Source organism: Mycobacterium sp. B14F4, assembly GCF_039871645.1.
In the GTDB taxonomy this organism is placed as follows: Bacteria; Actinomycetota; Actinomycetes; order Mycobacteriales; family Mycobacteriaceae; genus Mycobacterium.
The window spans coordinates 86,137-100,132 of the sequence record NZ_JBDPMF010000009.1 but is presented as its reverse complement, the minus strand read 5'-3'; the positions used below and the strand labels follow the sequence as shown (position 1 = coordinate 100,132).

Here is a 13,996-nt window from a genome sequence, read left to right as displayed (position 1 = left end):
GCCGGACGAACCTGGACAGCGGCAAAGTGGGCGCCAGCTGGGGGTAGGCCGCGTCGTTGTTGTGTAATGCCCCTCAGGGGACTCGAGCGGCCCACTGGTGGTTCGCGGAACTGGCGTAGAAAACCTTCAAGCGCCCTGATGCCTCGAATTCGCGAACAGCCTTACACACGCCGTGGTGACGGTTGCTCGGGTCGGGCTGCCAATCATCGCCGGCGATCACGCCGTTGCGCTTCACCTTCCGTACCAACAGTTCGAGTTCCTTGGTCGTGTGCTCGTATGCATGAGATGAGTCGAGGTACACCCAATCCAGAGCGCCGTCTGCGAGGCTGGCTAGAAAGCACAGGTCGTCATCTACCACCACGCGCGCCCGCCCAGTCTCGAGCGCCGGCCGTATCCGGCGGATGGTACGCGCAAGCGCATTCACAGTGGACTTGTCGCCCGCCGCCCAATCCCACTCTGGTCCAAGCAGATACCACGGATCAACGACATATAAAGTGTCAGGTTCGAGCCATTCGATGAGACCCGGGGTGAGATGGCCCTTGTGGACACCAAGCTCAGCGCCTACTCCGCCAGCCGGAATAAGCGATGTCAGAACGCCTCGGCGACGCACGTTCTTGTATCGCTCGTATATATCTTGGATCGTTTCGGAGCGGCGAGCGAGTTGGCGAATCGCCCGTCTGGGCTGCGACATATGTACCGTATCCCCTCTACCTCTTGATCATTTGGTCGGCACCCCGGCGGGACCCGCCGACTTGCCGTCCACGTATCGCCGCACTCATGCGAAAGTAGCTGGAGCGTGCACGTTTGACGGTCCGGAGTAACGATGGATGGCTGGTCACTGCTTGACGCGCCGTTGCCGAAGATGCACGCCTAATCGAATACAGTGCAGCACCAGGGGATCGCCGCGCCACCCGGCCCTGGGACAGAGTTAGCTCGCCGGTGCGGAACCATCGCTTGTACTCCTCTGGCCCAGCCCCCAGATCTACGTGCCCGATCCCGCTGCCGGCAGCCGCTTCTGCCACAAAGAGGTTGAGGATCAGTCCCGGCGAGTACGGCCCGTACCGCCGATCAAACGCGGGAAACCAATAGGCCATTACACGATCCGACCGCAACCCAAAGTGGCCTGCCACCGGCTCATCGCCGGCGTAGAGCATTGATAAGACGCCCGAGAAGCTTTCGGAAGTAGTCGCGAAGAGTTGGTCGAAGAGATCAACGAACCAACGTCGAGCGAATTTATCTGCTGTGCCCGTCCGGAGATATTGGGCCGACTTCCACGCCATCACCGTCCGCAATGCGGCATGATCTTGCGACTGATATACGAACCGCAGCGGCCCTACTTCCCGCTCGAGCTTTCGGTGTAGGCGAAGGACATCCTTGAATTTCGAGTTACTGTTCTTGCGCAGCGTCGCCAATAGTGGCTGGAATCCAGCGGACAGGTCCATGATCGGTGACGCAGCATTTGTGATCTTGTACGGCTCGAAGTGCGTCTGGCCTTCAACCAGGTGATTGAATTCCCACACGGCAAGGCCACATGCTCGCAATAGCTGTCGCGCGTCGAACTCCAGACCTGCCGAATGAACTATGCCCTGGCAATCCGAATACCAAGCACCTATCGGCACGCCGTATCCCAGGCTGCGTCGTTCGAACGGGAAGAAACCAACGACCTCCGCCCCGTCTCGAAGCACTGCGACTCTCGAGCGCGGCTGAATTGCGCCGACTGCAAGGGTGAACTCAGGCGATAGAAATGGGCTCCCGAGCATCGGCGCGTCACGCTGAATTTCGCGCCATCTTCTCAACTCGGATTCACTTAGTTCGGCAGGATGCACAACTGTGTACTCGATCAAAGCTGCCATCTCAAATTAGTAGGGCGTGTGCGGTTCTGCCGTACAGTTAACACGAGGCGTGTTTGCTTCGCGCAAGTCTAGCGAACGTTGTACGGCTGTCCACACTTGCGGTCTGGTCGTTGCTAGGTGTCTTCGGCGCAGCAAATGAAGCGATCAGCGGCGTGGGTGCGGCGTGCTGAAGGCGCGGCGTTGAGCATGTCGGATTGCGTAGAGGTGGTGGGGTGGACTGAAGCTGCGAACATACGGTGATGTCGCCCGCTCTGGTCGGCAGCACACCAGCGTGAGTGTGCGAGAATCGCACCACACTCAACAACGCCGGTTCGGCGGCAGGAGTAGTCTCAGACGCGACGGTTTCCGGGATCCAAGGGGGGTGCGTGATCGCTCACCGCAAAATCACTGAAGACGATAATTTGTTTCGGTACCGAAACCCGAGCGTCGTGAAGTATTACGCCGAAGCAACGCAACTAGAGCCGGTAGAACGTAAGCTTTTCGACAAGCACCTTAAACCAAACATTTCGGTTCTCGATATCGGCGTGGGCGGAGGTCGGACAACGGCTTACCTTGCCGAGTTGTCCCGGGACTACGTGGGCATCGACTACTCGGAGGAGATGGTTCGTGCCTGTCGCGCTAGGTATCCGAGTGAACGCTTCGAGCTGTGCGATGCATCCAAGCTGTCGGTGTTCGCCGACGGCTCCTTCGACGCGGTGATCTTCTCGTTCAACGGTGTCGACATGCTGGGTTCCGAGGGGCGGTCACGCTGCTTCTCGGAGGTCGCTCGGGTACTCGCCGATGAAGGCAAGTTCATCTTCTCGTCGCACAATGCACGCCGACTAGCCGTCCTGCCTATGCTTCGTGGCGTCAGTCCGCTTCGTGGCGTCCTGCGGTTGGGTCGTGCCGGGCTGCGGACGCTGCAAACTGCTACGAGAACAATTCGCACGGGCGCGTACGGGGCGGGCGAGGGCTACGTTCGGGACCCTGTTCACGGCGGTTTGTGGACATATACATCAACCCCGCGGACGCTGGAGCCGCAATTGTCGGCTGCGGGATTCAAAGTCGTGGACGTGCTCAGCGCTGGGACGCCGGATCCGAAACCGGTGTGGTTGACGCCTTGGTTCTATTACGCATGCGATCGGCTTGCCCGGCCTGCGCGTGTCTAGGACCCGATGCCCTAACGACCTGATGCCCAGCTCGGACCGCTCCGCAGACTTCGGTTTCCTGCGACCGCCGCCAAAGGTGTGGATTCCGACCGAATAGGTAGCCGGTCACGATCACAAGGATTGGGACGTGGCCGGCAAGGAACGAATCGGAAATCGTGAATATCGCCGAGAAAAGCGCTAATGCCGACCATCCTCGCAGTGACGGGTCAGTCACCCGCGGCCAAATTACTTGTACCAGAAGAATCGCGAGGAGCGCAGACCCGATCAGGCCGACTTGCAGAAAGACATCTACGAACCCGTTATGCGCGCTTGTGCCCTCGAAGCCACCCATATCGCGGGAGATATCCCCCGTAACTCCCCTCGAGTAGTTCCAGGTCCCCTGCCAGCCCCAGCCAAGCAATGGACGCTCGTAAGCGTAACTCAATGCGACATTCCACAGTTGGAATCGCCGGTCAATGCTGTTGCCTTTACCGAAGTCGACAGCCAAGCGATATACCCACTGGAACCCGACGTATATCAGGACAGCGGCCGAAACGGTTGCGATCACTTCGATAATCCGCTGGCGAACCGGGGGGAGGCGGCGCAGCCAAGCCCTAGCGCTGAGGACAACCAGCGTGATTGCTATCGCGAGATAGGCGCCCGTCGACTTTGCAAAGATCAAAATGAGGATTGCGGCAGCCATAATTGCCCAGCGAACAAGCGCGCGTCGCGCTGCTAGATACATCGCGGCCAAAAGCATGTAGCCCATCGCCAGGGCCAGCCAGTTCTTGTGGGTGAAGATACCCCGGAAGGCGCCGGGGTTGTCGATCTGGATCCGGACGAGATCGGGAGCTACGACGGCCGTCAGGATGCTGGCAAGCGCGGTCACCGCCGCCGCAGCAGCCAATAGGGCGAGTGCGCTCGAGGGCGTTTCCCACACCACAAGCCAGAGTGCAATCACCAGGAACGCGCAGAAGGTCAGAACCGCGCGGTACGAATAGCCCGGGTCGTCATTCCAGGCGAGGGAGACCGGCACGAGTAGGCAGAAAAGGGCCAGTGGCGTGGCGACATGAACGCTGCCAAGCCTGTGCCCGGCCATGACGAGACTAGGTACGAGTGCGGCGGCGAAGAACCACAACACCGGCTGGACTGCTGCCCATCGCTCGAGCAGCGCAGCTGTCAACGCAGCTAACGCAACGAGGCGGTTTAGGTTGAGCACCCGTGCAAATCTACCTCGATATTTGCCAATTCTCTGCCTGCTTATCGTCGCCTTGTTTCGCTAGCATCGGGGCTCATGGGGGGTAAGGTTCAACTGGCTGCGATCCTCTTGGCGATTTTGGCGTTGGCTGGTGTTGTCGCGTCGCGGCACAGTATCGCTGAGGCGTGGCGTGAGGGTCGACGGCTGCAGGCCGCGTCCGCGCAAGGACTCGTGACCGGTGGAATGCTCACCGAGGCCACATTCGTGGAGAATCGGGCACTGTTGCAGATGGGGGTCGTTGCGGCCTTCGTGGCTATTCTGCTGTTCGCAGAATTATCGGACGCGCGGTTACGTAGTAATCGCGCTCACGGTGTACGTGTGCCCATAACCCGCAACCGGACCCCAGCCGGTTTCATTCTCTTGTTGTGGGCCTGGTTGTATGCAGTCGATCTTTGGAACATGGCCGACGAGCCATCAAATCAAGCCCTGTATCGAGCTGCGTCGGGAGTGGCCCTGTTTCTTTTCCTGACTACTCAGCGTTACCGCCCAATCGCACCCCTGCAGTTCTATTCAGCAGCTCTTATCACGATAGCAGCGATTATCGTCGTGCTGCCATTCTCTCCGGATGGCTTTGTCGCATGTGGGAAGTTCAAGTGCAATGATATGGGCGCGCTGTTGCATGGTCCATTTCCATCGGAAAATTCGCTCGGCTTTGCAGCCGCAATGTGCGCAGTTCTTTACGTGATGAGGGTACCCTTCTCCGGACGCACAGCAATAATAATGGCCTTCTTGATAGCGACAATCTATGCGACATACTCCCGCACCTCATTCTTGGCGTTAGCAGCTGCCTTAGGCCTCGTCGCAGTCGAGTGGTTGGTGCGCCCGAGAAGCGTATCGAGATCCGTTGCCAATGTCGCTGCGGTCTGCTGCGCTGTGTTCCCGATGATCATCGGGATGCTGCTCGTTTTCCGCTCCGAAGACAGAGCTTTTAGCGACCGTGGACGAATTTGGGCGCTTGGCCGTGCGGCAGCGTCTGACTATCCGTTGACGGGCCGCGGCTTGGATTCATGGAATATCCTTGCACGTTCTGGATATTTCGGAAAGGATTTTACTCTCTATCCCCATAGCGAATACCTTTTACTATACTTTTCGGGCGGAGTGATCGGACTTGTATTGTTGGCGCTTGCCATTTACCGGATAACTCTTGTCGCAATCATCGAGCAGAACTCACTGGCGAGTGGGGCCGTGGTATCCGTCTGCTTCGCGACGGCTGCCATGACGGAGGCCGTATGGAACCCCCTGAGCATCGATGCCGGAACTTGGATCTTCTTTGCTTTGATTTCAGCTTGTGTATCGCTCGAACCCAAGGCCGTTGGTCCTACAACCTGCCACTCGTTGTCGTCACCTCCCCGCGTCAACCCGGTCGCCTCGCGTTCCGGGGTTTGCTGCTCGAGGAGATGGCGAACTCCCCGGAATATGGGCCGCTCGGCTTCAGAGTTGTAAGGTATGACGAGGCTGCAAAAGGTCTCTTCCAGCATCATCGAGGCGGATCGACGTTACGGTGGGTCCGCTGAGTGTCCCGGATATCAAGACGAAGCAGCTGAATCCGAGCTTGCTGAAACACTGGGGAGGAGCAGTCGGGTGTTTGGGGGAGAAGTGCCTGGCACAGATCCGGCGTGAGGTCCGTCGCCGGTAGGCTCGCTGGCTTCGGCCTCTCGACGGCTCTCTTAGCGGTTGCTTCGCTTGCGGCGACCCCGGCGATGGTTGCCGCGAGCGGTCCGGCCGCCTGGGGCGCAATCGCCTTAGGCCAGGCGGTTGGCTCGATCACCTGTGTCGTTGTCGGTTACGGCTGGCCGCTTTCTGGGCCGGCGATAATTGCGCGAGGCGACGTGAGTGTCCAGCGCAGGGAATATTCCGATTCCGTTCGGGTAAGGCTCGTCTTGTTGATTCCCGGCGCGACAAGTGCCGCAATCGCTGCGGCTGCGCTTGCTCGTCACCAAGCAGCTTTCGCTGTCGCGGGGGCGATTTCGGCTACGATAGTCGCGCTCACGAGTAGCTGGTACTTCGCCGGTTTGGCCAAACCCTATATGTGGTTGCTATTGGAAACGTTACCGAGGGTGGGCGCTACTGCGACCGGCATTGTCCTGATGCATTTGGGGTACAGCGCAATCGTCGGGCTCGCGTGCACCTCCTGCGGAATGGTACTGGCGTTCCTTCTCGCGACAGCGTGGGTGTACCACTCAACGGCTAGGGCAGGCGCCGAGCGATTGCGGGGCGGCAAGCTGCTCGAAGTTCTGAACTCACACCGACACGGTGTCGCATCGATGGTCGGAACTTTTGTCTTTCTAGGCACCCCCATGGCGATCGTTTCCGTCATCGCGCCGACGGCGCAACCTGTGTACGCGCTGGCGGATAAGGTCCGGCAATTGATTTGTGCCGGCCTCAACCCAGTGGTGCTTGTGTTGCAGGGCTGGGTGCCTCGGGGGGGCGAAGACAGAATCGCCAAACGTGGTCGCGCCGCACTCGGCGCTACTTGCTTATTCGGGATCTTCTTCTGCGCGCTGTTTCTGCCGGCAGCCCCTCATCTGATGCGCTGGCTGAGCGATGGCCAGATCGCTGTCCCTGAAGCCCTGGTGGTCCTCACAGCACTGGTGATTGCTTTAGATTTGTTTTGGGGGGTGCTAGAGAACGCGGTTATTGCGGCTTTCGGCCGACTTGACATCGTCACCAGGTCCACGGCTGCAAGCTTCGTATTGATGCTGCCCGGCGTCACGCTCGGGACGGTTTACTTTGGTGTGGTTGGGGCAATTGTGGGGACCGTTGTGGGTCAAATAGTCCGCATAACAGTTGACCTGGCGGGTGCGCATCGATTATCTCCAGGCCGCAGCTACACCAATACCTTTTAAATGAGGAGTGTCAGTCAATGGGGGCAGACGAGAAAGACGAGGCGGTTCGGGACGCGAACGTTTGCTGTCCGCGGATTCGCCTAAGCATTGTTGTGTCGAGACTCTGCCCGGTCACGGGTCTGGAGTCAGTCACTCTTTCGCTGATTGAAGAAGTCGCGTCAACGTACGATGTTAAGGTCATTGTTCTCGCCGATGAAACCTCCACCATTATTCAGAATCCCTCGGTGGTAGTCGAATCGTGGGGAAGCAAAGTCGTCAGGTGGAAACGAATACTTACAATATGGCGTGCGATCAGGCATCGGAATGACCTGTACGGCAGCGTTATCATACTGAGCGGCGCTTGGGCCGCAATACCTATGTTATTCGCTTTACCGAAGCGGTCACGGAAGAATACTATCGTGTGGGAGCATTCACTAGACAGGCATCAAGTCACAATCAATAAGCGCCTCGCACTTCTGCGTGCCATTGCTCGACCGCTCTACGGCCGTGCCCGCGCAACGGTCGCCGTGAGCGAGTCGCTACGCAGGGACATGTATGACGCTGGCTTCAGAGGTACGATCGAAGTGATACCGAACATCGTTCGGAAGTTCGAATCGGATCAATCTCTCGAAGTAATCCCTGGGACACTTTTGGCGGTGGGTTCGTTATCGAAAGTGAAAAATCAATCCCTCGCACTCCGAACACTTGCGCTTCTCCCCGAAAACTATTCGCTAGATATTGTCGGCGACGGCCCGGAACGCAACAACTTGATCCAGCTTGCGCTCGAACTCGGAATCGCCGATCGTGTGCGCTTCCACGGCTATGTCCAGAATCCTGCCGAACACTTTGCTCGAGCACAAATCCTGGTACATACGTCGCACAGCGAGACTTACGGGTTGGTGATGTATGAGGCCGCGGATTTCAAGAAGCCGGTCATCGCGGCAAACCAAGGGGTGATGGCGGAGGTGGTACCGCGACTTGTTCCTGGTGTGCTGGCCCGACCGGAGCCACACTCGTTCGCCAGCGCCATCCTGTCGCTCGAGGTCAACCCGATAACAGAGGAGGACTTCGTCGAAGCTGCCGGCCGACGGGAATTGTTGTCGCAGCACGTCGTTCGCGACTGGAAACGGCTGATAAGCAGTGCCGCTGGCGAGTAGCGGTTGAATGCTGGCTCGAACTCTATCGGACGCCTCCGGTTGTCACGATCACCTGTTCGATGGTGCGCCGAGGCAGGACCCCGGCAAGGCCGATGATGACTGGCCCGGCAGACGGCAGACATTTCGCGTTCCGCAACGCGGCGAGCACGGTTCTAACCCCAATCAACGAACGGGCTGCGAACGCGTAGCGCAATGACTGCGCCACAACGAAGTCGGCGTAGACCGCCGGATCGCTACGGAGCTCCCGATTTGCCCAATCCAGTGAGGTCTGCCAGTCGGCGTTTGCAGATATCGACGATGCCGAGCCAACATGAATCCGCACAATGGGTTCAGGTGTTTGGACGAAGGTCGTCCCACGCCGTCCCAATCGGACCAGCCAATCCCAATCCTGGTGTCGAGCAAGTGATTCATCCCATGGAACGGTGGTCGCCAGCTCACGCGGGCAGAGTATCGCAGACGTATAGATGCTCGGGCGTCCTCCGTTGGGGGGGCGGCGTCGGAACAGATAATTCTCCACGGACTCACCGTCGGCGATCAGTCGGTCAGGGCCGGGCCGGGAAACCGTGCCACGGGGACTGACATAAAGCTGTCGACCCGCGACCACAGTGCGTTCCGGGGCCGGCGATCGTTGAAGTAGCGCAAGTTGCGACTCGCACTTGTGCGGCAACCATTCGTCATCGTCGTCGAGGAGCGCTACCAGATCGCCGGATGCCGCCGAGATGCCGAGATTCCGCGCACGCGAGCCGCCGACGCGGCCTGCGGTACGAATGACACGATCTGCCAGGCCGGCGGCCACGGCAGGCAAGGCGGTTCGGAACTCACCGTCATTCACCACGATCAGTTCGACACGCGCTGCGGTGCGCTGAGCACGAACACTTCGCAATGCCCTGAGGAGCTCAGGACGGCCGATCGTGGGTACGACGACGCTGATCGAGGGTGCGGGCACCCCGGCGGCGCTGGGCTTCGCGTCCTCACTCAATCTCGTTCCTCACTTCCCGTACGCAGTGTATGAGCCATGAAAATCTGACGCTGGCAAACCGGACGCCGGTGCGTTCGGGGGCGGAATTTCTCCCGGTTCTCGAAAAAATATGAGCTCGGGGTACGTCGTCAGAGGGTACGATCCGTTCTGGACAACCCGGCGGCTATCGCAGACTCCGCCTTTCGACGTGAGCTGGTGATCGATTTGGAGGGCTGCCGCCGACCTGCTGGGCATGCACGAACGCCGGCCTCTGACGCCTTGCGATTCTCGAATGGCAAGTGTCGCGGCGTCCCGATGGTGTGGATGTATCACTCGATCGCGCCCTGCCGGGAGGATCCCTTCAAGGCGACGGTGAGCCCGCACCGGTTCGAGCGGCAGATGCGCTGGTTGCGCGGAAACAGACTGCGCGGTGTGTCTATGGGAGAGTTGTTGGACGCTCGGGTCGAGCGAAGAGGGCACGGGCTAGTCGGGCTGACATTCGACGACGGTTACCAAGACTTCGTCGGCTACGCGATGCCAGTGCTCCAGCGATACGGGTTCACCGCGACCGTCTTCGCGTTACCGGGCCGGTTGGGTGGCCACAATGAGTGGGACCCGTCCCGCCCCCGTAAAGAGCTCCTGACGGCCAACGAACTGCGCGAGATGACCCAAGTCGGAATGGAAATCGGATCTCACGGGCTGAGGCATGTGTCCCTACCCGAAGTCGACGACGCGGTGCTTAACGCAGAGGTCGTGCAGAGTCGGATGTTCCTGCAAGAACTGATAGGACAACACCAGATTCGTGGTTTCTGCTATCCCTATGGAAACTTGGACACTCGTGTGGTGGCGGCGGTGCAGGCGGCCGGTTACGACTACTCCTGTGCGATTGCGCCATCACCTGCCATCGGGCGGTACGCGATTCCGCGGACCCCCATCCACGACGGTGACAGCTCATGGCGGCTGTACGCCAAGTGGATTCGGTCTGGTCTGCGGGTCGGTAACCGCCTCGCCGTGCGTTGGCATGAACGTGGTACTTGACTCTGCGAGAAGGGGTCCGTGTCGGCAAGCCGGTCTAGGATAGAGCTCGACCGCTGCGGTAACCACCACGTGTGTGAACTGCCCGATGGCACGGCAGCCGGCGGCGGCGAGGCCGACAACCTCGAGTCCGGAAACCACAGCCTCATTGATGCCGAGCTTTCGCGTTCTGCCGGTTCGTCGGGTGCACAACGTCCGTGCTCAGGCGGTGTTGGCCTCTGGAGTACCCGACGCCGCAGTGCGATCGCCGTAGTAGCTGTAGCTGTACGAGTCATTTCCACGTGAGGGCGTCATAGTGAATATCGCCCCGAGTAGCGGAGCGCCCACATCTTCGAGATTTCTCACCGCGTGTGCAACTTGCTCACGTTTCGTCTGACCGAATCGTGCCACGAGGAGCACGCCGTCAGCATCGGCCGCCAGGATCGCGGCATCTGTGACTGCGAGCAGTGGGCACGAATCCACGACTACATAGTCGAACCGGGAACGCAGTTCGCCCATCACTTTCTGGGCTGCCATCGACCCGAGCAGCTCGCTCGGGTTCGGCGGGACTGCTCCCGAGGTGAGGACGGTGAGTCTCGGAAACCGGGTTGTCTGTAGCACGTCGTCAAGCGACGCCCGACCAGCCAGCACTGTGCTGAATCCAACTCTTCCTACCAAACCGAGGTAGTGGTCAAGCCTTGGTCGCCGCAAATCGCTATCAACCAGTACCACGTTGTGTTCGCCTTCAGCCAACGCCAGCGCAATGTTGATCGCAGTGGTGGATTTGCCTTCGCCCGGCACCGAACTGGTTACGACGATTACGCGTGGAGGATTATCGACCGCGAGGAACTGCAAGTTGGTCCGAAGCTTGCGAAATGCTTCAGAAATTGCCGAGTGGTCGCTGTCGAAGGATATCGCCGGTGATTTCCGGCGTTCCTTATCGAGCGGGATGCTGCCGACCAGACCGACACCTGTGATCTCGCAAAGTGTCTCGCGGTCTTTGACGGTGTTATCGAGCCGGTCACGGAGAAACGCAAGACCGAGTCCCACCACCACGCCGAAGGCAAGGCCTATGAGAAGGTTTCGAGTCGTGTTCGGAACTACCGGCCCATCGGGAATCGACGCGCGTTGCTCCACGACTACCCGAGCATTCGGAGCGGTGCCGTCCTCCGCGGTTTCCAACTCACGCACCATGACGACGAACTCGTCGGATAATGCGTCGGCAATGTCCCGCGCCCGGACAGGTGACTCGTCACGGACCGCGACATTTATCAGGACCGTATCGGTTTTCGCGCTCGCCTTGACGTTTTTCTGCAGATCTCCAATGCTCATATCGAGGCCGAGCTTATCGATGGTGCGTCGAGCCACAGTCTCGCCCATTAGTAGCTCGGTATATGAGGCCACGCGCTGCTGGGAGAAGAGATTGCCCTGATAAACGTCGGATACCGACGTGGTGGACATCGTGGATACGAACAGCCTTGTCGACGCCTCGTAGAGCGGAGTCGTGAGGAAGGAATAAACGGCGGCCCCTGCAACAGCGACGACTATCGTCGAGCAGACGATGATCCACCGCGTGCGCAGCATTCGCACGTACTCCTGAATAGTCAACGCCGATCCTTCATCGCTGATATCCCCCTGGTGACCGTCGTCGCACAACGTCGCGATTCTGCGAGAGTTTACCGTCGTGATTCCGGCACCGCTTCGGAACCGAGAGCCATCGCGAATGTACGATGCCGAAGGTCGGCCCGATCATTCCGCGCCGCCACTATGGGGTTGACATCCTCTGGTCTCGGTTGATTCAGAACGCGCCCTCCCAGCGGGCTCGGCTTCGGGAGTGTGTCGGTCGCGATCTCGGCTCCGCTCATTCTGTCGGCGTGAGAAATACTCGCGTGGCAGATTGCTTGCGCAGCGAGGCGGCTTGCTTATCGCGAACAAGAACGCAGTGTCATCATTGCTAGTCGTGTCCTCGCGGCGCAGACTCACTCTGTGCATTCAGGAACCGATAGCTCGGGAGCGGCGGCATCGACCAATGGCTGAACTGGAACGCGCGGTACGCCTGCGGAAGTTGGTTCGGACAGGTGAAAACTCACCTCGCCCGATTCGCCCGGCGGTACCGCAACCTGTATTTCAAAGCTTGGGTGACCGCGTTCTGTGCCGGGGAAGACTGGCACCCGTTGACCGTCGGCGAGTGCGCTCACCAACGTCGCACCTCTCGTCGCGAGAAGGCGAATTGAGGACACCATGGCGCCGTTCGGCACCGTGCTCTTGATCGCTGGGGGTAGGCCGCTTGGAGCCGCAACGTAATCCGGTAAAGACGCCGCATCCTTCAGTGTGTTGGTCAACCGGAGAGTGACGGTCGACATCCTCTTTTCACCATCGCAGCCGTCGGCTGCGTACTCGATTGCTGACTTGAGGTAATAATCGAGCTTGTTCCCGCCGAGATTGTTGATAACGACCGCTGCATACGGTGCAGCATCATCAGGAACCACATGGGCGAGCGGCGTCTCCTCAAGAACAATCTGGTCGCTCGGCGACGAACTCCAGATCGCGATTCGGCGTTCGCTGACCGCCTTGCCCAGGGCGTCGAGCAGCTTTCGTGGTGATTCCACCGGTCCGGTAATCTTTCTGACGACTTCCTTGGCGATGTCCTGTAGATAATTCTTGCGCGCGGTTTGGTCCGTCGGATACCGGACATAGGCCGTCGACTCAGTCAACTCCACTACGTTGTCCTGTGTAACGGCCTCACCATCGGGCATTGTCACGGATCCGACCGCACCGAGGATATAGCTGAGAGCGACCGGGTCGATGGCGATGACTCCGTCGACCTGCAGTCCCGTTCGCTGCGCCCACATCGACTTCCAGATTTGCGCCGCATACGGAAAGTGGGGACTCAAGTTGCTGTTACGAACGTCAGTGGTGGGGTTGGCCTGTCCGTACAGTTCATTGAATTCTGACCCGAGATCAATGGGACTGAAGTCTTGACCAAAGAATTCTGTGTTCGGCGCCAAGGTATCGACGGTCGGAGTTCCGTTGTCGAATTTTAGGATTCCAAATCCGCCGAGCAGTCCCCCGGTGCCCCGCGCTTCAGCGTTGGTTTGGAATCCCATGAAGTATGTGCGCGGGCCATCGGCACCCATCATCGTGGGGGCAAGACGTGCGGCAAGAGCCGAATTCTCCAGCACCTCTGCAATCTCGGAAGTCTGCTCCTGAAGTTGCGAGCGAGCTTCGCCGAGCAGGGAAACATACCGGGGATCCGAAATTGCCTCGGCATCGGCGTCAAGTCGGGCGGCATCGAGGGAAATCTTGCTCAGTTCAGGTTCCTCGCGGCGGAGCAGTTGCACGTCCACGCGGCCGTCGACGAGTAGCTGGTCCGGTGACATCGCCACGCTGACTTCCGCCGCCGGCTGCAAGACATCGGCTGTCAAGCCTAGAACGACGTCGGAGATCTGCTGACCGGTTTTGAAGGGGCTGCCCAGCCAAGGGAGAACCGCCGCGATGTTCCATGGCAGCGAGTGAGTCGCATCACGTGCCTTCTGCGCATGAGACTGCGCTTCGGCGGCCCACTTGGAGGCTTTCCCGGTATCTCCCTGCAGCAGTGCGTCTTTCGCCCGCAGAGCACTGCTGCGGGCCTGCTCGAGGCCTGACTTGGCTTCAAGGGCGCGAATGCCCAGCCAGCATCCGAGCCCTAGGACGAACAACAGCAAAAAGATGCCAACAAGCTTTCCCTCGCGCCGGCTCAGGAAATGCCGTAGCCGACGCAGCAAACCTCCGTCGTCATCGGCTGTTGCCGACTGGTCATCGCCT

At 59.5% G+C, this 13,996-nt stretch carries 11 protein-coding genes; 5 read left to right on the top strand and 6 right to left on the bottom strand.

Going from position 1 to position 13,996, the window contains the following annotated elements; all coding sequences use genetic code 11:
• Positions 1-73 precede the first annotated feature (73 nt).
• On the bottom strand, positions 74-691 hold the full coding sequence (locus ABGB19_RS22105; protein ID WP_347688136.1) for a class I SAM-dependent methyltransferase: 618 nt from the start codon (positions 689-691) through the stop codon (positions 74-76).
• A gap of 16 nt (positions 692-707) precedes the next feature.
• Positions 708-1,853, bottom strand: a complete 1,146-nt coding sequence (locus ABGB19_RS22100; RefSeq protein ID WP_347688135.1) for a GNAT family N-acetyltransferase — start codon at positions 1,851-1,853, stop codon at positions 708-710.
• A 365-nt stretch (positions 1,854-2,218) separates the two neighbouring features.
• Between ABGB19_RS22100 and ABGB19_RS22095 the strand changes: the two genes are divergently transcribed.
• Complete coding sequence (locus ABGB19_RS22095; RefSeq protein ID WP_347688134.1) at positions 2,219-3,001, top strand: class I SAM-dependent methyltransferase; 783 nt, start codon at positions 2,219-2,221, stop codon at positions 2,999-3,001.
• Here the strand turns inward: ABGB19_RS22095 and ABGB19_RS22090 are convergent.
• Positions 2,910-4,199, bottom strand: coding sequence for an O-antigen ligase family protein (locus tag ABGB19_RS22090; RefSeq protein WP_347688133.1), 1,290 nt, complete (start codon positions 4,197-4,199; stop codon positions 2,910-2,912). The genes ABGB19_RS22095 and ABGB19_RS22090 overlap by 92 nt on opposite strands.
• 75 nt (positions 4,200-4,274) lie before the next feature.
• Between ABGB19_RS22090 and ABGB19_RS22085 the strand changes: the two genes are divergently transcribed.
• The 3 genes from ABGB19_RS22085 to ABGB19_RS22075 all read left to right on the top strand — a co-directional run bounded on the left by ABGB19_RS22085 (position 4,275) and on the right by ABGB19_RS22075 (position 8,220).
• The gene (locus ABGB19_RS22085; protein WP_347688132.1) at positions 4,275-5,681 is read left to right on the top strand and encodes an O-antigen ligase family protein; all 1,407 of its coding nucleotides are present in this window, start codon (positions 4,275-4,277) and stop codon (positions 5,679-5,681) included.
• Between the two features lie 854 nt (positions 5,682-6,535).
• The gene (locus ABGB19_RS22080) at positions 6,536-7,084 is read left to right on the top strand and encodes a hypothetical protein (protein WP_347688131.1); all 549 of its coding nucleotides are present in this window, start codon (positions 6,536-6,538) and stop codon (positions 7,082-7,084) included.
• Positions 7,085-7,101: 17 nt separating this feature from the next.
• The gene (locus tag ABGB19_RS22075; RefSeq protein ID WP_347688130.1) at positions 7,102-8,220 is read left to right on the top strand and encodes a glycosyltransferase; all 1,119 of its coding nucleotides are present in this window, start codon (positions 7,102-7,104) and stop codon (positions 8,218-8,220) included.
• 22 nt (positions 8,221-8,242) lie between these two features.
• Here ABGB19_RS22075 and ABGB19_RS22070 read toward each other — a convergent pair whose 3' ends face one another.
• Positions 8,243-9,199: a glycosyltransferase gene (locus ABGB19_RS22070; RefSeq protein WP_347688129.1), complete on the bottom strand. Its 957-nt coding sequence runs from the start codon at positions 9,197-9,199 to the stop codon at positions 8,243-8,245.
• Positions 9,200-9,502: 303 nt separating this feature from the next.
• Between ABGB19_RS22070 and ABGB19_RS22065 the strand changes: the two genes are divergently transcribed.
• Positions 9,503-10,216 (top strand): polysaccharide deacetylase family protein, encoded by a 714-nt coding sequence (locus tag ABGB19_RS22065; protein ID WP_347688128.1) that lies wholly within the window; start codon positions 9,503-9,505, stop codon positions 10,214-10,216.
• Positions 10,217-10,414: 198 nt separating this feature from the next.
• On the opposite strand, the gene ABGB19_RS22060 is transcribed toward ABGB19_RS22065, so the two are convergent.
• Entirely contained in the window at positions 10,415-11,800 is a 1,386-nt protein-coding gene (locus ABGB19_RS22060) for a polysaccharide biosynthesis tyrosine autokinase (protein ID WP_347688240.1), read from the bottom strand.
• 371 nt (positions 11,801-12,171) lie between these two features.
• Positions 12,172-13,956 (bottom strand): DUF4012 domain-containing protein, encoded by a 1,785-nt coding sequence (locus ABGB19_RS22055; protein WP_347688127.1) that lies wholly within the window; start codon positions 13,954-13,956, stop codon positions 12,172-12,174.
• Positions 13,957-13,996: the final 40 nt, after the last annotated feature.

Coding starts and splice junctions, on each gene's coding strand:
- ABGB19_RS22105 (WP_347688136.1), bottom strand. CDS start 691: ATGTCGCAGCCCAGACGGGCGATTCGCCAACTCGCTCGCCGCTCCGAA.
- ABGB19_RS22075 (WP_347688130.1), top strand. CDS start 7,102: ATGGGGGCAGACGAGAAAGACGAGGCGGTTCGGGACGCGAACGTTTGC.
- ABGB19_RS22065 (WP_347688128.1), top strand. CDS start 9,503: ATGTATCACTCGATCGCGCCCTGCCGGGAGGATCCCTTCAAGGCGACG.
- ABGB19_RS22100 (WP_347688135.1), bottom strand. CDS start 1,853: ATGGCAGCTTTGATCGAGTACACAGTTGTGCATCCTGCCGAACTAAGT.
- ABGB19_RS22080 (WP_347688131.1), top strand. CDS start 6,536: ATGGCGATCGTTTCCGTCATCGCGCCGACGGCGCAACCTGTGTACGCG.
- ABGB19_RS22085 (WP_347688132.1), top strand. CDS start 4,275: ATGGGGGGTAAGGTTCAACTGGCTGCGATCCTCTTGGCGATTTTGGCG.